We start from the raw sequence: 20,893 nt of genomic DNA, 5'->3' as shown, positions 1-20,893 counted from the left end.
ACGGGCCAAAAAACCAGATCCATTTAATTATGAAAAAAATTGTATCTCAGCTTGCTTTACTGTTAGCCTGTCAGGCGCCGCTTTACCTGCTGGCGCAAAGCGATGGGTTGCCAAGGGGCGCCAACAACATGCCCTATACCCGCTATGAAGCGGAAAACGGCAGCATGGGCGGAAGTGCTTCCCTGCAATCATCCGTACAGTTTGTTCAAACAGACATCGCGTCTGAAGCTTCCAACCAGAAATATGTAAGCCTCCCTTCCAATGGCTCTTTTGTACAGTGGAAAACTACTGCCGCCGCCAGGGGCGTAAATCTACGTTTTACCATACCCGATAACAGCTCCGGCACCGGTCAAACCGGCTCACTAAGCCTGTACGTAAACAATGTGCTGGTGAAAACCATCGACCTTACCTCATACTGGGCGTATCAGTATTTTGATGTAGGCGGGGAAGGCGATCCCTTTCAAACGCCCCACACCAAAACTTTTATGCGTTTTGATGAAGTGCATTTTACAGTTACCAATACCATCAATTCGGGCGACACCATAAAAATTCAAAAAACAAATGGCGATGCCCTTACTTATGGGGTTGATTTTATTGAACTGGAACCCGTACCTGCAGCCATTAGCCTGCCTGCCGGCTATTTAAACGTTACTGATTTTGGCGCCGTGGCCGACGACGCCAACGATGACTATGCAGCCTTTAATAGCTGTATTGCCGCCGCCAAAACACAGGGGAAAAACGTATATATCCCGGCCGGACGCTTTTTGTTAAGCGATAAGTTAATACTGAATGTGACCAACATGAAAATTACCGGTGCAGGTATCTGGTATACGCAGGTTTATTTCAGCACCGATAAACAGTTTTATGGCGGCATCATGTCACGCAGCAGCGGCGTTGAAATTTCCAACTTCACTATGGGCACCGCCAACAACGACCGGTTAAAGTATGATGAGCCCAATCCGCGCGACGGACAGAAATACAAAATTTATAAAGGCTTCATGGGCACCTATGGTACCGGTTCGGGTATTCATGATATCTGGGTAGAACATTTTGAATGTGGTTTCTGGATCGGGGGCTATGATGCGCCCTACCCTGTTGATGTTACCCGCAACCTTACCATCAGCAACTGTCGTATCCGGAACAACTATGCAGATGGCGTTAATTTCTGTATAGGTACTTCCGGCTCTACAGTAACCCAGTGCAGCCTGCGTAACAATGGCGATGATGCCCTGGCTATGTGGCCTGCCAGTGATGTGCAGGGTTCGGTGCAGGAGCGCAACAATACTTTCAGCAATAACACTATTGAAAACAACTGGCGGGCCGGCAGCATTGCCATATTTGGCGGTACCGGTCACCAGGTGCATCATAATTATATTAAAGATGGCGTGGCAGGTTCCGGTATTCGCTTTACCAATGATTTTGCCGGTTTTGGCTTTGAGTTTCCCGGCGACGTTACTCATTTTTATGAGAACACTGTCGAGAACTGCGGTACCAGTTACGATCTGTGGAACCAGATGCGGGGAGCGATAGAATTCTTTGCCGGCTCCGGCATCTTTAACATGCAGTTTGACAATACCACCATTCTTAATTCACAACGCGATGCCATTCGCGTCAGTGGCAGCAACCTGCACGACATTAAATTTACCAATACCACCATCATTGGTACCGGTAAAGACCCCGTTACCCGCGATGTAGCGGCCGACGTATATGGCGGTTTTGGCATTTACTGCGATGCCAATTCGCAGGGCATGACCTTTAACAACCTTTCGGTTACCGATGCGGAATCGGGCACCTACATAAATCGCAATCCCTCCTTCCAGCTTATTTTTCAAAATGTAAATGTGCCGGTGACCGGCGTAAGTATTAGTCCGGCAGGTGATACCACCCTGGCGTTGAACCAAACGGTTCAGTTAACACCAGTAATAATTCCTGCTGATGCCAGCAATAAAACGGTAAGCTGGAGCAGCAGCAATACGGCTGTTGTTACGGTGGATGCTTCCGGCAAAATTACTGCTGTAGGCACCGGTTCAGCCACCATTACGGTTACATCGGGCGATGGTAATAAAACTGCTACCAAAAATGTTACTGTTAGTCCGGCCGTAAATGTAAAAGCCACGGACGATACAGCTGGTGAAGGCGGCAATACCGGAACTTTTACTATTACCACTGCTGGTATAACCCAGGCGGCTACCATCCAATATGCAATTAGTGGCACGGCTACCGCCGCCGATTATACGGCGAACCCCACCCTGAGTGGAACCGTTACCCTTACCCCTTCGCAGCTTTCACAAACCATTACTATTACTCCGGTTGACGACACCCAGTTCGAGGGCGTAGAAACCCTGCGGCTTACCCTGTTGCCAGGCTCAGGTTACAAACTGGGCCCGGATACGGTAGCGGTAATTACCATTACCGATAATGACAACCCACCCTGTACTGCACCGGTTATTGGCCTGGTAAATGGTACGCCGCCTGTGATCGATCAAAACATAGAAGCAGCCTGGGCATCGGCCCCGGTTACCAACATCAACCAGGTTGTGTTGGGTAGCCGCCCGGCAGATTATAGTGGCAGGTGGCGTGCATTGTATGATAACAATAACCTGTACCTGCTGGTGGAAGTAAATGATGCTACCCGTATAAACGACTCTGGTCCCAACTGGTGGGAAGATGATGTGGTGGAAATATTCATCGATGGCAACAACAGCAAGGGAACTACTTACGACGGCATCAATGATTTTCAGTTTGGATTCCGCTGGAACGACAATACCATATATACCGGCAGTAATTCAGTAGCCAATACTACAGGTATCAATTTCAGGATGTACGCCACCGGTTCAGGCTATACTGCTGAAATTGCCATTCCCTGGACAACCATTGGCGCTACTCCGGCAATTGGTAAAGCCATTGGCCTTGATGTGCAAATAGACGATGACGACAATGGCGGCACCCGCGATGCTCAAACAACCACGTTTGCCAACAATACTACAGCCTTTCAAAACCCATCAGTTTTTGGTACGGTGTATATGACCAGTTGTAATGGTAGTGTGAACCAACCACCCGTAGCCAATGCAGGCCCCGACACCAGTCTGAATGCAGGAACCACCAGTGTTACCTTGCATGGTACCGGTACTGACCCCGAAGGCAATGCTGTAACCTATAGCTGGACGCAGGTTAGCGGACCTGCCGTTACCATTACAAACGCCAATACCGCTAATCCCGCTGTTTCAGGTTTGGCAGATGGCAATACCTACGTATTTCAGTTAACCGTAAACGATGGCACTTTAACCGCAACTGATAATATCACGGTTACGGTGGGCGCCTCGGTGAATGTGGTACACAGTTACCCTGCCAATGGAACTATAACCATCGATGGCGTTATTAACGAAGCCGCCTGGAAGCTGAACAACAGTGCTGCCAAAAGCGTGATCGGTACGGGCAACAACAACGTAACCTTTGGCGCCCTATGGGATAATAACAACCTGTACATAGCGGCCAAAGTGCTTGACAATACGCTTAACAACGATTCGCCCGATCCCTGGAACAACGATGCCATTGAAATATTCATCGATGCCAATAACAATAAACTGACCACTTACGATGGTGTCGACAACCAGTTTATAAAAGCCTGGAACAACAGCTCGCTGTTCAGCAAATCAGCTGTTAGCGGCGTACAACATGCATGGGCGGCCATCAGCGGCGGTTATACGATCGAATTGAGCATTCCCTGGTCGCAATTGGGAATTACGCCAACCGCTGGTAAACAAATTGGGTTCGATATTGCCAATGACGACGATGATAATGGTGGCGACCGCGATGCCCAGGCAGTATGGATGGGCACCATTAACAATTACCAGAACACATCGGCATTTGGAACGCTTACACTGGAAAGCACAGCAAATGCCCTGGTAAATAACCTGGTTACACAAAGCTTGCGTGTAGACAATGAAAACAATATGCAGGTAGTGCCCAACCCGGTTACTAATGGAAGCGCCACTGCTATTATTTCAGGCGGCAGCGAAACCGGCACCGTCAGGGTGTTCGATCTGGCTGGTCACCTGGTATTTACAGCCAAAGGCCAGTTACGCATTCCCCTGTATTTGCAAAACCTGCCCAAAGGATTTTATATGGTGCGGTTTGAATCGGGCACAAGATTGATAAATAAAAAGCTGTTGATAAAGTAACTCCATACAGCATAAATAAAATGGCGTCCCGGTTTACGGGGCGCCATTTTGCGTAAATAGATAATCCTTAACAACACTATTTCCCCTGCCGTTCATACCTGCCCATAATTGTTCCCTCAGCTAGAATATGTGATTTCATGGCTTTTTGTAAACTCTCTTTTGATTCGCCGGGCTCAAGATCAAGTTCACGATCCAATGCATATACGTGGAAATAATAACGGTGTGAGCCCTTGGGCGGACAAGGAGGATGATAACCTGTTTTACCAGCTGAGTTATTGCCTGATATACCGGGATTTGCATGTTCATGTATAACAGCCACTGGTTGTATATTCCAAACCAACCAGTGATCGAACGTTCCACCGGGTGCATCAGGATCTTCTACGATCAGTGCAAGCGTGTGTACATCTTCCGGTAAATTACCGATGTGCATTGGTGGGTTTATGCCTTCCCCATCGCAGGTATATCTTGCCGGAATGTCGCCATCTGCTTTGAAAGCAGGACTTGACAGCTCAAGCTGCCGGGTTGCAGTTTTTGCCATAACTTCAATTTCCCTAATAGCATCAATTCACCTGCCATTTTAGAATATTGAGCAAACACCCATTTAAACGCTTATGTTCTACACAATTAGGGTAAAATATCAGCAGGACTATTTTTTATAAGGGTTCGTATTTCGGTGCATGCGGTGTATGGTCAGCGGCGTTGGTGGCTCGGGATGGAGCTATGATAGTATTTTCATAAGCACCAATTAAGATCAACCCGGCATATAATAAAGCGCCTCAGGCCTGAAGCGCATAACCGGCTGGCAATAGCATAAACCAGATTGCCTGTTATTATCCTTCTGAATTATCACCCGGGGCTTTTCAATTATTACATTTTTCTGCCGTTCCGGTACTCCCATTCGCCGTTCCTCCAGCATCCGCTCATAAGGGCTCATGCGTTGTTCGCGGGTCAGGCCTTCTGCTGGCGCCTTGCTTATTTTACGAAGGAATATAAACAGTCCAATCGAAAAGCATATAAATACGATCAGGCTTCCCCGTAAATTTATGGTTTCATAACCCCGGTAAGGGAGATGAATAGCTGCATTTATTCCCATGGAGTTGATGCCGGTTAACACCTGCGTAGTGAGCCGGCTTTGTATGAGATAATAAATGAACCCGCCTGCCAGTGTACAACACAATAAAATAAATAAACCGGTAAACGCAGCGCGCAGCCGTTGCAGCACATGCCGCCTTGATGGAGAAAATATAATTACCAACGGATAAAGAAGAAAGAACAGGGCTGGCGCTATGATCATGTCGATGTTAACCGGTACCCTGACAGGAATATCCAGGAATACAAGGATCGGACTTATCTGCACCCTTCCTGCAATGGCGGGAAATTGTTTGGCCACCAACATCTGGCCCGGCATAACACAAAGAACAAGTAATACCAGCACAATGGCTACTGTGGGAAATTGCCGTTGCTTCCCTTGAGAAACATCCATAAAATAATTTTTAACAAATTGAATAGGCGACTCGGTTGGCTATAAAAGGTCTTATGAATATTATCAGGGTACAGTACGCACAAAATACACATGGGAAGTAGACACAAGTTTTATGCCCCAAAATCTTTTTAAGAACACCAGCCAAACTATTATGAATTTCTTTACAATCATTAATTTCGGTGTAAAGGAGTAACAGTAATGAAAATAGCTACTTATAACGTAAATGGGGTCAATGGGCGCCTGCCCGTACTGCTCCGCTGGCTGCATGAAAGTAAACCCGAGGTGGTTTGTTTGCAGGAATTGAAAGCGCCGCAGGAGAAGTTTCCTGAACAAGCCATCGCCGAGGCAGGGTATAAAGCCATCTGGCATGGACAAAAAAGCTGGAATGGCGTAGCTATCTTATCAAAGCATGGACAGCCGGTTGAAACGCAGCGGGGCCTCCCCGGCGATCCTGACGATGTGCACAGCCGCTATATTGAAGCAACCGTGAACGACATTACCATAGGCTGCCTGTATTTACCCAATGGCAACCCCGCTCCCGGTCCCAAGTTTGATTATAAACTGTCGTGGTTTGAACGCCTCACCACCTACGCAGCCGCACTGCAAAAATCGAAAAAGCCCGTTATACTTACCGGCGATTACAATGTGATGCCCACTGAAAAGGATGTATATAAACCGGAACGCTGGGTCAACGATGCACTGTTCCGGCCTGAAACCCGGGCGGCATTTAAAAAGCTGGTCGATCAGGGCTGGACCGACGCCATCAGAACCCTATATCCTAACGACACCATATACACTTTCTGGGATTATTTCCGCAATGCTTACGAACGTAATGCAGGTCTTCGCATCGATCATTTTTTATTAAATCCTGCCATAGAAAAACGATTGAAAGCTGCCGGTGTTGACCGCGACGTACGGGGTTGGGAAAAATCAAGCGATCATGCGCCGGTGTGGATCGAGCTCAAAGATTAACCTGTTAAAAAAGATAAGCATTTCAATAAGCTATTTTAGCCAGTATCGTTTTGGGCGTTTTTGAACCGGCCAAAATAATATCTTGTATGCGAAAATACTAACTCCATGCAACGAAATGCCTGCTACCCTGCCCTTGTATTGATGGTGTTATTCACGGTATGCGTGAACCCGGTTCATGCTCAATGGCCGGCCATACCTGATATCGATCTTTCTAAATACAAGCCTTCCGATTTTACAGATGCGGAGCTGGACCTGCCTTATTACCTGAAACATTTTCACACGTTTGCCAACAGCGTGGTGGCAACCGGTCCCGATAAAGGTTTCATCAATATTCCGGTATGGCGTTCACCGGAAGATAACAAACCTTATAACGCCCGCATTATGGAGAACATGCTTTCACTCGCCTGGTTTTACTGTACCAATCGCCCCTGGAATATTTACTATAACTCTCCTGCCCTTCGGCTACGGCTGGAAGCGGCGTTATCGTTCTGGTGCCGAAGTCAAAATGCAGATGGCCGTTTTAGTGAGTATGGACCGCAGAAGTGGAACCTGGCTGCAACTGCTTTCAGCACCAAATTCATGGGCGAAACCCTCAGGCTGCTGAAAAATGGCCCGGCCATCGATACGGCGGTTTTACAAAATGCCATAGCTGCCGATAGAAAAACAATAATGGCTGTACTCACCCGGGAGGATCTCTACCAAAGCGGAAAAAATTTCTCCAACCAGTTTACCAATGTATGGGCAGGCGCGCTGGCGTATTTGTCGCTTTATAAAGATGCTGCAATAAAAAGTCAGTTAGAGAACCGGATAAAACAATCGGCAAACGATTTTCAAAGTCCGGCCGGATTTTTTTACGAAGCCGGCGGTACCGACTTTGGCTATAACTTCAATACGCATCATAGTAATTTGTGGATAGCGTATCATTACAGCCATGGCACTGCGCTTGCCAATGAATTCACTGAAGAAGAGCAACGATATTATAACTGGATCTGCTATAATGCAGTACCGGAGCCCGGCTCGGATATTTACACCATCAACAGGCCAATAGAAATGCGCCAGAAAGCCACTACGCTCTTCAGTTATTTCACGGCCACACCCCTGGGCGAATCAGTGGCAGGCATACGGGCATTTGAGCAGAACACAACAGAAAAGAAAAGAGCTGTTGAGGAGGCAAGAAAAAAACTGGAACAAACCTGGCCCAATGTAGCGCCATTGGCAACGGGTGGTTTCAGCGCCTATTCTCCCTATGTGTTCCTTCACCGTCCTCTTTATCAATGGTATCCTTCACCACAACAAAAAGCGGATGCGATAAAACAGCTGCCGTATATAAAAAGCCAGCGGTTCATTCATCAAAAAATGGACAGCCGCAACCCCACTGTTTTTACCTATGTACGGCAGCCAGGTTATTATGCCTGTTTTAATTCAGGCCCACAGTTAAAACCACAACAGCGTTACGGCATCGGGCTTTTGTGGCATCCCAAAGCCGGTTCATTTTTACAATCGCAAACAGATACATACGATGCAGCCTGGGGCACGCAACCGGAAGGTGGTAAGCTGTATGAAGCAGACACGCTGGAAGCATCGTTTTCAATAAACAATAAGACCATTACGACCATTACGCCCATTCCGGGCAGTCATGATCTTGCAACTGGCGTATTAACGATATCTTACCCATTGGGCACAATGGGAAAAAAGTCGGTTGTATTTCGCGATAAAACAATTGAAGTGACCATTCAGCATCCGGGGCATTTTACTGAATACATCCCTTTGTTATTGAACCCAACCGATGAAGCAAACATTGTTTCACCTGGCAAAGCAGTTTTAAAAAAAGCAGGCGGGATGATAATTATCAACTTCGATCCTGCTGCTACTGCAAACCTGAAAGCAACAACACTCAAATCCGGTGAGCAAAAGGTGACGGTGCTCACCATTGATGGCGGTAACAAACTGAATTATACTTTTAGCATGGAATAATTAGCAAAGTTTCCCTGCCTTAGATAACATCATATTAATATTAGTTGTAACTTAATTCTCCAAACACTTCATTTTACCTGCGTCCTTAACAAATCCGCACAGTCTGGAATCTTTCTAAACAATTCAGTATTATTCATCTTAAAAAACAGGAGGTTTTATGATTGTCCGACTCACCTACATCAGTTTTATGCCGCAAAATGTAGACCAGGCCAAAAAAACTTACCGCGAAGAAGTAGTGCCTGTTGTAAAAGTTCAGAAAGGTAATCTTGACTGCAGATTACTTGAACCAATGGACAACTCGGATGAGTATATTTCAATGACAACCTGGGAAACAAAAGCCGATGCTGATGCTTATGAAAGCAGCGGTAAATACCGGGAATTGGTTGACAAAGTAAAAAAAGATTTTGCCAAAAAGCCTACATTGAAAGTATACACAACGGAAAGCATTCTCGAACACGCCTAAACAGAAATGTATTAAATGTTAAAGGGCCGTTGCCGGCCCTTTTTACATTTACCATTTATAATGCTGTGCTTCCGGCACAGTGGAGATATGTTTCATTTTGCCCTGCCGGTATTCCTTATACAACTGCACAATTTCTTCAGAATCATCTGCAATAAATGGACCGTGAGAAACAATATTCTCATGCAATGGTTTACCACCGTATAATACAAACCGGCCTCCCGCTGATCCCGCAGTAACCTTCAATTCACTTTCTTCGTTCTGGTCAAATTTATTTAACCAGCCTACCTGGTCTTTGTGCAGGGAGTTTTTTAATTCACCCACCTGCACGGTTCCAGCTAATACATATAAGAACGTATTATAGTTTGCAGGGATTTTTAGAGTAGAGGTTACACCCGGCTCAACGGTAATATCAGCGATCAGCAACGGTACATAGTTTTGAACCGGCGATGTAATATCAGCCAATGTACCACTGTATAATCTTATATGCGTTCCGTTTTCATTAATAACCGGTACATGATCCAGCGGAAGGTCCTGCAGCCGTGGCACAGCCTTCCGGTTTTCCCGGCCCAGGTTGGCCCATAATTGCAGAATACGCATACTACCTGGTTTATCAATAACCTCAGTATGTACTACCCCGCTGCCCGCTGTCATCAATTGAAAGTCGCCGCTTTTCAATTGATGATCATCTGCGCCCAATTCGCCATCCAGTACCAACGTTACGGTTTCAAAACCGGCATGTGGGTGGGGACCGCCTGCAGGTGTAGTATCCTTCTTATCCAACATATCGTCCATCAACAAAATAAATGGATCAGATTGTTCGTAATTGTCGTATATCAATGGCCGTGCAATATGCCCTGCACCCAGAAATCCGGGTTCACCTTTAGGGCTTTCTATTCGTACCAATTCTCTTGTAATTGCCATAACCTGTAATTTTATGTAGTAATGACTACATCACAAAATTACGCAAGTATTGTATGGCTTTTGAGCCACTATACTACAGGTAAGTAAAAGCCGGCATAACCTACTCACTCCATGGCGATTGCAAAATGCAATCACAAAAGTTTATCCGCTGAAAACCCGGGATCATAAACGCGCATACATCTGCCTTGATGTTACCAATGCATCGGCATAATCATCTACTTTGTGTATGCTGTTTCCTTTTTCGTTGATGAGCGATACAAAGTGTTCAAACAATTTACTATCGTAAGAAGGCGTATCGATACGCACGAACAACGTTATGAGAAACTGTTGCAGGCCCATCCCGATCTGCAGCAGCGTATTCCCCAGTATTATATTGCCTCCTTCGTGGGGGTAAAACCGCAATCGCTCAGCCGCATACGAAAAAGGCTTTCCCTGCATTAATTAACCTGGGTGCACGAAAAAGTTTGAGTTGGAAATGACATTTGCATTATAAACTTAATGCAATGAAAAATGTCACTCACACTATCGCGTTCTGGCTCTGTTTACTCACCGGCCTTGGGCTTATTTTTATCGGCGCCCGTTTTTTCCTTCTTCCAGTTGTGGCAGAACATGCCTATGGCATCCAGGTGAACACCGGCGGTAATTATTCTTTCCATTATATTAAAGGGATCAGGGATATTTTTTCCGGATTGATATTAGTTGCGTTGCTACTTGCCCGTCAATTCCGCGCGCTGGGCATCCTGTTGCTCTGCGCAGTAATCATACCTGCTACCGATATGAGCATCGTTGCTTCACAAACCACTTTTAAAACGGCCGCGCTTTATCCGCACCTTTCTGCGGTGATAATCGCCATCCTGCTGGGCATTCATTATTTACGTGTAAAAACTGAAAATGTTTAATCCCGTTCCCATTTTCGTGTTGAAGACCCGTTTTGCCGTACAACCAGCCAGCAATGGTTGGCTGCTCTTTTTAACAGGCGTTTTCTTAACTTTTTGAGATAAAATATTTTCCGGTAGGTTTTGCGATAACTATACTTTGGTAAAATGTGCAGCTGTCCCACCGGTGAAAAAATAGCAGTGAGGCGGCATTCATATATATCATTTTTATCATTCACATACAAAAACCGGTCATTGACATACAAAGCGAAAAGTACAGCGGAAGTGCATTGTAAGTTTGCACCACCAACCAAGACAATTAAAAATACAAGTTAAATAGGGAGACGTATAAATACAATTGAGCCCCGATTTCCATCGGGGCTCTTGTTTATTGAACATTACAACAATCCTTCTTCCAGTTTATTCAGCAATTCAAGTCCGAATCCCGAAATAAAGAACCGTTCTTTTTTATTATTAAGCATTTGCTGGGTCCAGGTAACCAAACCGCCATCGGCAATTTCAAAGTCGCGTTGCTGCAAGGTGACCACCGCTTTGAACTGAACCCCTTTGTAATAGTTGTTGGAACCGGGGTTTTCATCCACAATTACATGCAGTGCTGGACACTGGCTATGAAGAAACTCCAAAATGGCTGGGATAAAAGCATCAGGATAGCCAGTCCGTTGCTGTAACCTGAACCTGACCGGCCCGGAATTGAAAACAGTGGTCAACACCTCCTGCAGGGCCACAAAATGTTCTGCGATCGCTTTCTTTTCAAAAGCAAAATTCCCGGTATCGGTACCGGATGAAACCAGGCAGCCAATAGTGAAATGCGGCGAAAACCCTTTTGCCTGAAAAGGCTGCGACCGCACATGGCGTTGCGTAGTGCAATATTTTATATGCGCACCGGCATCATTGCTTTTCTGTTTTTTCTTTTGGCTGCTGATATACATCGCCAGGGCATTGGTAGCATCAGACAACACCTCACAGTTGCGTAATGCTGAAACTACTTTATCCTGGTCAACTGTTGCTACCGCCGAACAGGTGCCCAATTGACTGAGAGGCGACACCTGCAAGGGCAGAAAATGATGCCGGGACAAACATGTCAACGTTTGCAGGGATCTCTCCAGTAAATGAATAAAGTCTGAATCTGCCGGTTGTACAAAACGGTTCTGTTCATATTGCTTCAACAACTCAGGCGCCGTTAGCAGCTGTGTTCTGCGCGAAAATACTTCCAGTAGCAGCGAATTCAGTTCAGTGCCCGATAATTCATCGGCCAATAAATCTATCAGGTTATCTATCCCCGTGCGTTGGGCAATTATTTTACCAATGGATTGTCCCATATGCCAATTTACTCAATAACGGCCATCCAACTGCGGTAAAAATCGTACATTGGAACCCCCATTAATAAAAAAGATAAACTGTTCAACCGATGCCTGCTAAACAGCTCTTAATTCGTTTCCTGGTAATTATAAGTTTCCTGAACGTTACAGGTATTCCCGACGCTGCGAGTCAGCAAAAAGCTACGTTTAATGTACTGGCTTTTTATACCGCCAAACACGATCTGGCGCACATAAGTTTTGTACATGAAGCCAATAAATGGTTCGCCCAACAGGCAGGCCGGTATCACTTTCAATACGATTCTACCAACGACTGGAGTTTGCTGAATACGAATAACCTCGCCAAATACCAGGTGGTTATTTTTCTGGATACCCGGCCAGACGACTCCACACAAAGAATGGCGCTGGAGAATTACATGCAGCATGGCGGCGGCCTGCTGGCGTTTCATTTTGCCGGTTTTGCCCTCACACCATCCACTTATCCGCAAAACTGGGATTGGTACCATAACACCTTGTTAGGCTCTGGCCAGTACAGCGGTAATACCTGGCACCCAACGCCAGCCATTTTACGGGTGGAGAACAGCAAACATCCTGTAACCCGGCACCTGCCGGTAACATTTAAATCAGCCCCTAATGAATGGTATAAGTGGGAAAATGACCTGCGGAAAAACCCGGATATAGAGATCCTGCTGTCCATCGATTCAACCAGCTTCCCGCTCGGTACCGGCCCCAAACAACATGAGATCTGGCATTCAGGGTATTACCCCGTTGTATGGACGAACAAAAAATACAAATTACTGTACGTGAATATGGGCCATAACGACATCGATTATGACAACAAAACCAATAAGGAATTATCCTTTCAATTTGCAAATAAGGATTATGGCCAGTTGATCATCGATGGCCTCTTCTGGCTGGCGGGTAAAAAAACCGGAAAGAAAACATTGTATCCTGCTGCCAGATAATCTATGCAGGCAGGTACAGGTGAATGGTAGCCCCTTCATTTTCTATGCCTTCGGCCGAAATAATGCCATTATGGTTCTCTACCACTTTTTTGGCAATCGCCAGTCCAATACCGGTTCCTTCATAATCCCTGCGGCCATGCAGACGCTGGAATAAGCCAAATATCTGTTCGCTGAATTTGGGATCGAATCCGGTACCATTATCGGCGACCGAAATTTTCCAGTATTTCCTTTCTGCAACAGCAGTGGGTTTATCGATTTTTTGGCCATCAACCACCTCGCATTTAATAGTAATACGCGGCGGCACATCGGGCCGCGCAAATTTGATGGAGTTGGCAATAAGGTTGGTGAATAATTGTTTGAACTGGAAAGGGATGATAGAAAGCACGGGTAGCGGTCCGTATTCTATTATACTATTTGTGGCAATTATTTTTTCCATCAGCTCCTGTTTTACTTCTGCAAGCAGCAGATTGAGATCCGTTTTTTCAAAATGCTTTTTCGAAGTATTGGTGCGGGAATAGGCGAGCAGATCATTTATTAACAGCTGCATCCTGCTGGCGGCATTGTCCATCCGGTAAAAGAAATTCTTTCCTTCATCGCTCAGACTGTTTATTTCTTTCTCCAGGATACGTTTACTGAACATCTGGATCTTGCGCAATGGTTCCTGCAGATCATGACTGCTTACATAAGCGAATGACGTAAGTTCTTCATTCATTTTGGTAAGCTCCCCGTTCATTTCTTCCAGCTTCTTTGCATAATTCCTTTGCTCGGCAATGTCTGTCATTGCTTCGGTTCTTATTTGCTGGGTCTTTATTTGCGAAGCAATGCGGGAGATCAGTTCTTTGGATGAAAATGGTTTGGTGAGGTAATCATCGGCGCCGGTTTCCCACCCTACAATCTTCGACTCCTCGCCCGCCCGGGCAGTTAACAGGATAACGGGTATGTGTGCAGTGGCCTTGTTTGCTTTTACCTGCTGCAACAATCCAATACCATCCAGCACTGGCATCATAATATCGCTCAAAATAAGGGATGGTGGTTGCTGCTGAATTTTTTGAAGCGCCTCCTGACCATTATTAGCCGTAACTATTTCAAAATGGGGCATCAGCACTGATCGCAGGTGATCGCGCATGTCGGCATTGTCATCTACAACCAGTACCAGTGGCAAACCGTTTCGATCTGCAGGTACATCATTTACCTTATTATTCCTTACCAGTAAAGTGCCGGCTTCTTCCACAAACATGGTTGATGTAAGGATGCCTTCCTGTTCATTCAGATCATTCATCATTATTTGTTGCTGGGGCAAATGCGCCTTACCTATAGGTATTCGAACAGTAAATGTGCTGCCTTTGCCTAATTCACTTTCAACTCCAATTTCACCTTTGTGCAACAACACAAACTCTTTTATTAACGACAGGCCAATACCGGTTCCTTCAAACGTGCGGCCCGTTACATGTTGCACCCGGTGAAAACGTTCAAACATATGCGGCAGTTCTGCTTGGGGAATGCCAACACCGGTATCAATTATTTTAAGGACCGCATATTTACCTTCTGCCGTCACTTCAACTGTAATACTGCCGGCAAGCGTATACTTGAATGCATTGGACAACAAATTAAAAACGATCTTTTCCCACATCTGCCGGTCAACATACACGGGTTGTATAACCGTATCTGCCTTAATAATGAGCTGCATACCTGCTTTCTCAATTACGGCCCTGAAATTGGCAGCCAGGTTGGTGGTCAATGCAACCAGATCGGTCAATGTATAACTGGCCTGTTGCCTGCCCGATTCAATCCGGCTGAAATCAAGCAAAGTATTTACCAGCTTGAGTAACCGTACCGCATTCCGGTGGGTTGTTTCAATATTCTGCCGCTCGATGGCCGATAAATTATTGGTTGGCTGATTGAGTAATTCCTCCAGCGGATTTAAGATGAGCGTTAGCGGAGTTCTGAACTCATGACTGATGTTACTGAAGAAAACAGTTTTTGCCTTGTCTATCTGTTCCAGTTCTTCCGCACGTTTTCGTTCTTCTTCAATAGCCAGCATTTTATTGATCTCCAGGGAAACCCGCTCGCCGATCAGTTCGCAGAACTGTTTGAAACTATTATCGAATAAACGGTAAGGATTCAGCGCGGCAAAAATAATTGCATAAGGATGGCTGCTGCCTACTGCTGTGATGGGTATATAAACAAAATTTGTAGAAGCTTTTTGCCATTCGCCTTTCGGGATCTCCTGATCTTGGGTAACGATTTCAGCAAATGTTAATTTATTGGAATCATATGCCTGGCAAAAATCACGCGTTTCCATGGTGGGCGCATCCAGGGCAATAACTGCTGGCAGCAGGTATTGTTTATTGTTGGCGCCTGTTGAAGCAGTGGCTTCAGCAATACGGCCGGTATTTTCTATTTTATATACAGTGGCGAAAGGAAAATCTTTATTGTTTTTACTTAATGCTTCCGCAACATTCTGATAAATGATCTGCAACGATTTTTCATCAAATGCTATCGCGCCCAGTTCACGAAGTGTTTGTAACGATCTTTCATTGATAACACGTTCTGTATTGTCGGTACAAACGCAGAACAGGCCCTTCATGGTACCATCATCACCAGGTACGGGGCTATAACAAAACGACACATACACTTCTTCCTGGTAGCCCTTGCGTTCCATAATAAAAAGCATGGAATCGTCGTAAGTACCTTCATTCTGTTCTACACTTTTAATTTTGGGAAGCAGCAGGTCCCATATTTCCCGCCAGATATCTTCTGCTTTGGCGCCTAACGCGGCCGGATGTTTTACCCCCAGAAAATGCGCATATTGATCGTTATAAATACTGATGAGCGAAGGCCCCCACCATACAAACATGGGTTGCGCCGAGGTAAGAATAATACGAACACAGGTCTTTAACCCTTGTTCCCAGGTTTCCGGATCTCCCAGTGGCGTATTCCCCCAATCAAAATTGCGAATCCGTTTCCCCATATCACCACCACCAGATAAAAAATCCAAATTGGTTATTGATATATTCTTTTCCATGTTCATTTATGCATTCGTACAAGCACTGGTTTTCATATTTTTTAATATACGCTGCTACCTCAGGTTGAGTAATATGTTACCCAGCAACATGCTAAACGCCTAAGCGAATGCAATGAGCCATACCTTGGGAAACCATTCATAGTAAGCATGCAGCAATAAACGCTTTGCTTTTGGTGTTACAATTTCAAATGGTATGCCATTGGAACAATGGCATACTTCTTAATTAGCAAATGAACATGGACTTAAGATCGGAATATCCATTCTGGCTGCTCGACAAAGGCATTATTCATTCCTATCCGTCCTTGCAAAACGATATACGTACCGATGTGGTAATAATGGGAGCCGGGATCAGCGGCGCACTGGCTGCGTGGCATTTATGTAATGCCGGATTTAAAACCGTGGTAGTTGATAAACGGCATGTTGGGATGGGAAGTACAGCAGCCAGCACTGCTTTGTTGCAATATGAAATTGATGTTCCGCTGAGAGAACTGATTGCCAAACGCGGTGAAAAGGATGCAGTGCGCAGTTACCTGCTTTGCCTGAAAGCTATTGATGATCTTGAAAATATTTGCGGAAAATGGCCCGAGGCCGGTTTTACCCGCCGACCCAGCCTGCAGTATGCTTCTTACAAAAAAGATGTGGCAGCCCTGAAACAGGAATACATCCTTCGCAAACAATACGGGATTGACTTGCAATGGCTCGACAAAAACGCCATAAACGACAAATTTGGATTTGAAAAAGACGCCGCCCTCCTATCCCGCAATGCGGCCGAAGTAAAAGCATATAGCCTTACCCATGCCCTGTTACATCGCTGTCGCCAACTGGGGGTGGAAGTATATGACCATACCGCCATCAGACATTTTGAGGAGAACCGGGCTGGGGTAAATCTGGTAACTGAAGAAGGCAAAAAGATAAAAGCCCGGAAGCTGATTATTGCCTGTGGGTACGAATCGGCCCAATATATTCCACAAAAAGTGCAAACCCTGCATTCCACTTATGCCATCGTGAGCGAGGCCGGCAATACCAATCATTTATGGCATCGCAATGCCCTGATCTGGGAAACAGCCCGGCCCTATTTATACCTGCGCACAACCGGCGACAATCGCATGCTGGTGGGTGGCAGACGATGACTTTTCCAGTCCTTACCTGCGCGACCGGGCCCTGCCGGCCAAAGCAAAGGCCCTGGAGGGGGCATTCAGGAAGTTGTTCCCGGCCATTCATTTCAGGACTGATTTTCAATGGGCGGGCACCTTTGCATCTACCCGCGATGGACTGCCCTATATTGGCTGCCTGCCAGGCAAACCGCATACCTATTTTGCGCTGGGACTGGGAGGCAATGGAATAACATTCAGCATTATAGCGGCACAGATAATTACCCGCCTGGCCCTGGGGCTACAGGATGATGACGCCCCGATATTTGGCTTTGAACGCGGGTAATACCGGGCACAGCTTTTTCCAGTAATAAGGAAACCAACGAACATGAAACCCACCCAAACTTTACCCGGCAGTGAGAAGCAGATGGACCATAAACCCGTAGTGGATGATGTAACACATCAGCCCGGTGGGAAATTAAAAAACAAGATCGCCCTGATTACCGGTGGCGACAGCGGCATTGGTAAAGCCGTGGCTATCCTGTTTGCCAAAGAAGGCGCTAAAGTGGCCATCAATTACCTGAACGAACATGAAGATGCCAGAAGCACAAAAGCATTGATTGAAAAATATGGCGGGGAAGTATTGCTAATCCCGGGCGACATAAGCCAGGAAACTTTTTGCCGGCAACTGGTTGAAAAAACGGTCACCCATTTCGGCCAGATAGATATCCTCGTTAACAATGCCGGCACCCAGCACCAGACCAACACCCTGGAAGATATAACCACCGAAAACCTGATACATACCTTTCAGGTAAATGTATTTGCCATGATCTGGATTACAAAAGCAGCATTGCCACATATGCCCAAAGGCAGCGCCATTATTAATACCAGTTCGGTAACTGCTTACCAGGGCAATGCCCAGCTGTTAGATTACAGCGCCACAAAAGGCGCTATTGTCGCTTTTACCCGCAGCCTTTCGGCCAGCCTGTTAGACAAAGAGATCAGGGTGAACGGGGTGGCCCCTGGCCCCATCTGGACGCCCCTTGCCACAGCCACCAATGATAAAGAAGGCAATAAACACCATGGGGAGAACACGCCTTTACAAAGGGCCGGTGAACCGGTTGAGGTAGCTCCCAGCTATCTTTTCCTGGCTTCAAAAGACGCTTCTTATATGACCGGACAGGTATTACACCCCAATGGCGGTTCCATTATTAACGGTTAACATTACAATTGCGAGATAACGGCCGCATGTATCTGCCGCAACACTTTATCGCGGGTACTGTTGTAGCCCATCTCGATCGTATTGTCAATCCAGCAATGCACTTCCATTTTAACCGTATCGCCGTTATAGTCAACAAACAGGATCTGCACTTTGTCATCCTTCACCTCAGGAACAGTTGACACGGCCTCCTTTATTTTTTGCTCAATAGCCTGCAGATTCGCCTTGCCGGGAAAAGTAAGGTCCACATCGATACGCCGTTTACCACTGAGGGAATAGTTTGTAATTGGCTTCTGGAAAATTTCCTTGTTTGGCAACATGATGTGAAGACCCTGAAAAGTGCGGATGGTGGTAGACCGCAGTTGTATTTCTTCCACAATTCCCGTAAAACCGTTCGTGTCCACAATATTGCCAACATCGAACGGTTTTCTGAATATTATAAATACCCCTGAAATGAAATTGGCGGTGAGGTCCTGGAAGGCAAAACCCAGGGCCAGACCAATAATACCAGCCCCTGCCAGCAGGGAAGCAATGGTTTTTTCAAGATGCAGCAGTTGCAAACTGATAAAAAGGCCCACCAAAAGAACAACTATAAAAAACAGGGTGCTGAACAACCCGCTGATAGTCGGTTTGTGGGACAACCGCACCAGGAGCTTATTCACCAGCTTTCGCAGGAATTTAGCCAAAAGAAAGAAACCGGTAAATACAAGCACGGCCAATAACAGGTTAGGCAACATTTTTATCAAAAGCACTAACCAGGACTCCAACTTTTGCTTTATAAGATCGAACCATTTTTCCATCGCGGACATTATTTTATACATATCAATGCTTATCCCAATAAATCAATGCCAGCCCATATTGTAAAACCGGGTTCGTAAACAGCGCGGGATAATCGACCCCCTTGGGGAAAACATACCCCCGGTTCCCAAACCCGGCATTAACATTTTGAGTAAAGGATGTGTTGGTTTTAATAATCCTTCCGTGACAAATTCCTCCTGCCTTGTTAAGACAAGCTATTATCATTTTCAGATTTTTGTAAAATTTAAATTTTAATGTGGATGGTGCATTAGTATACCAGAAAAAAGAAGTAAATTAGGTTAGAGTAAAAAATCCAGTTGCTTTCAATAGCGGGCTTAGATTCATAACGCTTCGGCAGCTGTTTATTGTTAAGATCTATTTGATACGTGCGATTTAAATTCGGGCATGTATTAACACTTCTTTCACCGTGAACCGGCAATAGCATTGCCAACGCAATACTGCAATTCAACGTATAGATAAGAAGTGAAAGCAATAACCATCTGCTTACAGCAACATAACAACAACAAATAATAAAGGATATTATAAAAGACGATCAGTAATTCTTGTAGCAATGGGACAGGGTTTGCCCGGCATAATATTTGTTCTTTTATCATTGGAAGTATGCACACAAACAGTGCGTTTGCAAATTGGGGGAAAGCATTACAACATCTTCACAACAGGTACCAGGTCGATTGATGAATTAGGGAAACGGAATTTATTATTATCTCCACCATTTTGAAAACATTCCAGACGAAAGCATAGTTAACAACATTCCGGTTGTATGCATTTCGCCATTTCAAACAAAGCAGCAATTCACAGGTAACCGCTGTCTATTTCAGGTAGTATTAATTGAGTCATATTATCCTCTTTTTAGCTCCACCCTATTGAGCCGATAATATGGATTGGAACCTTTATAACACCGCTAATAAATCCGAAGAAAGACGAATTGTACATTACTGTATCCTATTTACAGATCAGATCGGAACAATAAGATATTTAGCTTATACACTCGTATAAGAAGACCTCTTTTTAGTATTGTTTTTTGTAACTAAAAATTTAAGAGATATGAAAAAAGAACACACATCCCTTTTCAGCAATCTCTTTGGTGCAAAGGGCAAACCCACAGAGTCAGAAAAATCAACTCCGGTGGTAATTACTTCTTATTCTCAACCGCATGTACTGCAACAGAGAATGAAAGAAGAAAAACTGTCACACGGCGAAACCGTGACAGCAAACATTTCCCCGGTTAGATTAGAAAGCAATTTTGGCAAAATGGTGCTTTATTTCTGCCCAATGCAATCAATTGAAATTACAGAAAAGGTGAACGCCGGTGACGGAGGCAGCTTACCGGCCGAAGCAATCATTGATGGACTAACAGTTCCAGGAAACTGTAAGCCCGGCTTGTACACATTAAAAAATGTAACATTATCCTCTAACGGAACCATGCAGGTGATAGCCACCGAAAATACCATGTGGGAAAGCGTTTAGTAATCGTACTGGTATAAAAAGTGTGTCCAATGGAGAATGTAGTTTTGATGTAAAGCCCTACAGGGAGCAGGATACAGGTACATTTTCGTCTTTGTAATCCC

General features: G+C 45.3%; 17 protein-coding genes. 10 read left to right on the top strand and 7 right to left on the bottom strand.

All coding sequences use genetic code 11. The features are described from left to right. Positions 1–29 precede the first annotated feature (29 nt). On the top strand, positions 30–4,181 hold the full coding sequence (locus NIAKO_RS36515) for a sugar-binding protein (RefSeq protein WP_014217935.1): 4,152 nt from the start codon (positions 30–32) through the stop codon (positions 4,179–4,181). Between the two features lie 76 nt (positions 4,182–4,257). On the opposite strand, the gene NIAKO_RS08145 is transcribed toward NIAKO_RS36515, so the two are convergent. Further along, positions 4,258–4,719: a YbhB/YbcL family Raf kinase inhibitor-like protein gene (locus NIAKO_RS08145; RefSeq protein WP_014217934.1), complete on the bottom strand. Its 462-nt coding sequence runs from the start codon at positions 4,717–4,719 to the stop codon at positions 4,258–4,260. 213 nt (positions 4,720–4,932) lie between these two features. After that, entirely contained in the window at positions 4,933–5,664 is a 732-nt protein-coding gene (locus tag NIAKO_RS08140; protein ID WP_014217933.1) for a hypothetical protein, read from the bottom strand. A 198-nt stretch (positions 5,665–5,862) separates the two neighbouring features. Between NIAKO_RS08140 and xth the strand changes: the two genes are divergently transcribed. From xth to NIAKO_RS08125, 3 genes are all read left to right on the top strand, one after another. Beyond that, positions 5,863–6,636, top strand: a complete 774-nt coding sequence (gene xth, locus NIAKO_RS08135) for an exodeoxyribonuclease III (RefSeq protein WP_014217932.1) — start codon at positions 5,863–5,865, stop codon at positions 6,634–6,636. Positions 6,637–6,741: 105 nt separating this feature from the next. Then, entirely contained in the window at positions 6,742–8,610 is a 1,869-nt protein-coding gene (locus tag NIAKO_RS08130) for a hypothetical protein (RefSeq protein WP_014217931.1), read from the top strand. A gap of 157 nt (positions 8,611–8,767) precedes the next feature. Further along, complete coding sequence (locus tag NIAKO_RS08125) at positions 8,768–9,073, top strand: antibiotic biosynthesis monooxygenase family protein (RefSeq protein WP_014217930.1); 306 nt, start codon at positions 8,768–8,770, stop codon at positions 9,071–9,073. Between the two features lie 48 nt (positions 9,074–9,121). Here NIAKO_RS08125 and NIAKO_RS08120 read toward each other — a convergent pair whose 3' ends face one another. Together NIAKO_RS08120 and NIAKO_RS08115 are read right to left on the bottom strand one after the other, a co-directional pair. Beyond that, positions 9,122–9,994, bottom strand: a complete 873-nt coding sequence (locus NIAKO_RS08120) for a pirin family protein (protein WP_014217929.1) — start codon at positions 9,992–9,994, stop codon at positions 9,122–9,124. Positions 9,995–10,156: 162 nt separating this feature from the next. Beyond that, a complete protein-coding gene (locus tag NIAKO_RS08115) occupies positions 10,157–10,432 on the bottom strand; it encodes a hypothetical protein (protein WP_041346502.1) in 276 nt (91 codons plus the stop codon). A 65-nt stretch (positions 10,433–10,497) separates the two neighbouring features. On the opposite strand from NIAKO_RS08115, the gene NIAKO_RS08110 reads away from it, so the two are divergent. After that, positions 10,498–10,893: a DUF4267 domain-containing protein gene (locus tag NIAKO_RS08110; protein ID WP_014217928.1), complete on the top strand. Its 396-nt coding sequence runs from the start codon at positions 10,498–10,500 to the stop codon at positions 10,891–10,893. 374 nt (positions 10,894–11,267) lie between these two features. On the opposite strand, the gene NIAKO_RS08100 is transcribed toward NIAKO_RS08110, so the two are convergent. After that, entirely contained in the window at positions 11,268–12,209 is a 942-nt protein-coding gene (locus tag NIAKO_RS08100) for a hypothetical protein (RefSeq protein ID WP_014217927.1), read from the bottom strand. Between the two features lie 89 nt (positions 12,210–12,298). On the opposite strand from NIAKO_RS08100, the gene NIAKO_RS08095 reads away from it, so the two are divergent. Then, positions 12,299–13,171, top strand: coding sequence for a ThuA domain-containing protein (locus NIAKO_RS08095; protein ID WP_014217926.1), 873 nt, complete (start codon positions 12,299–12,301; stop codon positions 13,169–13,171). Position 13,172: 1 nt separating this feature from the next. Here the strand turns inward: NIAKO_RS08095 and NIAKO_RS08090 are convergent, their stop codons facing one another. Continuing rightward, a complete protein-coding gene (locus tag NIAKO_RS08090; protein WP_014217925.1) occupies positions 13,173–16,196 on the bottom strand; it encodes an ATP-binding protein in 3,024 nt (1,007 codons plus the stop codon). Between the two features lie 236 nt (positions 16,197–16,432). Here NIAKO_RS08090 and NIAKO_RS08085 point away from each other — a divergent pair, with 236 nt between their 5' ends. Genes NIAKO_RS08085 through NIAKO_RS08080 form a run of 3 tightly spaced genes read left to right on the top strand, consistent with a single transcriptional unit; the run spans position 16,433 to position 18,509 of the window. Next, positions 16,433–17,326, top strand: coding sequence for an NAD(P)/FAD-dependent oxidoreductase (locus NIAKO_RS08085; RefSeq protein ID WP_049815480.1), 894 nt, complete (start codon positions 16,433–16,435; stop codon positions 17,324–17,326). Further along, positions 17,313–17,633, top strand: a complete 321-nt coding sequence (locus NIAKO_RS39555) for an FAD-dependent oxidoreductase (RefSeq protein ID WP_049815479.1) — start codon at positions 17,313–17,315, stop codon at positions 17,631–17,633. The genes NIAKO_RS08085 and NIAKO_RS39555 overlap by 14 nt, the downstream gene beginning before the upstream one ends. A gap of 42 nt (positions 17,634–17,675) precedes the next feature. Continuing rightward, positions 17,676–18,509 carry an SDR family oxidoreductase gene (locus NIAKO_RS08080; RefSeq protein ID WP_014217924.1) on the top strand — a complete coding sequence of 278 codons (834 nt, stop codon included), beginning with the start codon at positions 17,676–17,678 and terminating at the stop codon, positions 18,507–18,509. Between the two features lie 2 nt (positions 18,510–18,511). Here the strand turns inward: NIAKO_RS08080 and NIAKO_RS08075 are convergent, their stop codons facing one another. Beyond that, positions 18,512–19,306 (bottom strand): mechanosensitive ion channel family protein, encoded by a 795-nt coding sequence (locus NIAKO_RS08075; protein ID WP_014217923.1) that lies wholly within the window; start codon positions 19,304–19,306, stop codon positions 18,512–18,514. A 1,063-nt stretch (positions 19,307–20,369) separates the two neighbouring features. Between NIAKO_RS08075 and NIAKO_RS08065 the strand changes: the two genes are divergently transcribed. Next, positions 20,370–20,792: a hypothetical protein gene (locus NIAKO_RS08065; RefSeq protein WP_014217921.1), complete on the top strand. Its 423-nt coding sequence runs from the start codon at positions 20,370–20,372 to the stop codon at positions 20,790–20,792. The last annotated feature ends 101 nt before the right edge of the window (positions 20,793–20,893 follow it).

The sequence above is a fragment of the Niastella koreensis GR20-10 genome, assembly GCF_000246855.1.
GTDB classification, from domain to species: Bacteria; Bacteroidota; Bacteroidia; order Chitinophagales; family Chitinophagaceae; genus Niastella; species Niastella koreensis.
This window is presented reverse-complemented; position numbering and strand designations above follow the sequence as displayed.

What these genes read in the sequence shown, in the direction of transcription:
- NIAKO_RS36515 (WP_014217935.1), top strand. Translation starts at nt 30, where the DNA reads ATGAAAAAAATTGTATCTCAGCTTGCTTTACTGTTAGCCTGTCAGGCG.
- NIAKO_RS08145 (WP_014217934.1), bottom strand. Translation starts at nt 4,719, where the DNA reads ATGGCAAAAACTGCAACCCGGCAGCTTGAGCTGTCAAGTCCTGCTTTC.
- NIAKO_RS08140 (WP_014217933.1), bottom strand. Translation starts at nt 5,664, where the DNA reads ATGGATGTTTCTCAAGGGAAGCAACGGCAATTTCCCACAGTAGCCATT.
- xth (WP_014217932.1), top strand. Translation starts at nt 5,863, where the DNA reads ATGAAAATAGCTACTTATAACGTAAATGGGGTCAATGGGCGCCTGCCC.
- NIAKO_RS08130 (WP_014217931.1), top strand. Translation starts at nt 6,742, where the DNA reads ATGCAACGAAATGCCTGCTACCCTGCCCTTGTATTGATGGTGTTATTC.
- NIAKO_RS08125 (WP_014217930.1), top strand. Translation starts at nt 8,768, where the DNA reads ATGATTGTCCGACTCACCTACATCAGTTTTATGCCGCAAAATGTAGAC.
- NIAKO_RS08120 (WP_014217929.1), bottom strand. Translation starts at nt 9,994, where the DNA reads ATGGCAATTACAAGAGAATTGGTACGAATAGAAAGCCCTAAAGGTGAA.
- NIAKO_RS08115 (WP_041346502.1), bottom strand. Translation starts at nt 10,432, where the DNA reads ATGCAGGGAAAGCCTTTTTCGTATGCGGCTGAGCGATTGCGGTTTTAC.
- NIAKO_RS08110 (WP_014217928.1), top strand. Translation starts at nt 10,498, where the DNA reads ATGAAAAATGTCACTCACACTATCGCGTTCTGGCTCTGTTTACTCACC.
- NIAKO_RS08100 (WP_014217927.1), bottom strand. Translation starts at nt 12,209, where the DNA reads ATGGGACAATCCATTGGTAAAATAATTGCCCAACGCACGGGGATAGAT.
- NIAKO_RS08095 (WP_014217926.1), top strand. Translation starts at nt 12,299, where the DNA reads ATGCCTGCTAAACAGCTCTTAATTCGTTTCCTGGTAATTATAAGTTTC.
- NIAKO_RS08090 (WP_014217925.1), bottom strand. Translation starts at nt 16,196, where the DNA reads ATGGAAAAGAATATATCAATAACCAATTTGGATTTTTTATCTGGTGGT.
- NIAKO_RS08085 (WP_049815480.1), top strand. Translation starts at nt 16,433, where the DNA reads ATGGACTTAAGATCGGAATATCCATTCTGGCTGCTCGACAAAGGCATT.
- NIAKO_RS08080 (WP_014217924.1), top strand. Translation starts at nt 17,676, where the DNA reads ATGAAACCCACCCAAACTTTACCCGGCAGTGAGAAGCAGATGGACCAT.
- NIAKO_RS08075 (WP_014217923.1), bottom strand. Translation starts at nt 19,306, where the DNA reads ATGGAAAAATGGTTCGATCTTATAAAGCAAAAGTTGGAGTCCTGGTTA.
- NIAKO_RS08065 (WP_014217921.1), top strand. Translation starts at nt 20,370, where the DNA reads ATGAAAAAAGAACACACATCCCTTTTCAGCAATCTCTTTGGTGCAAAG.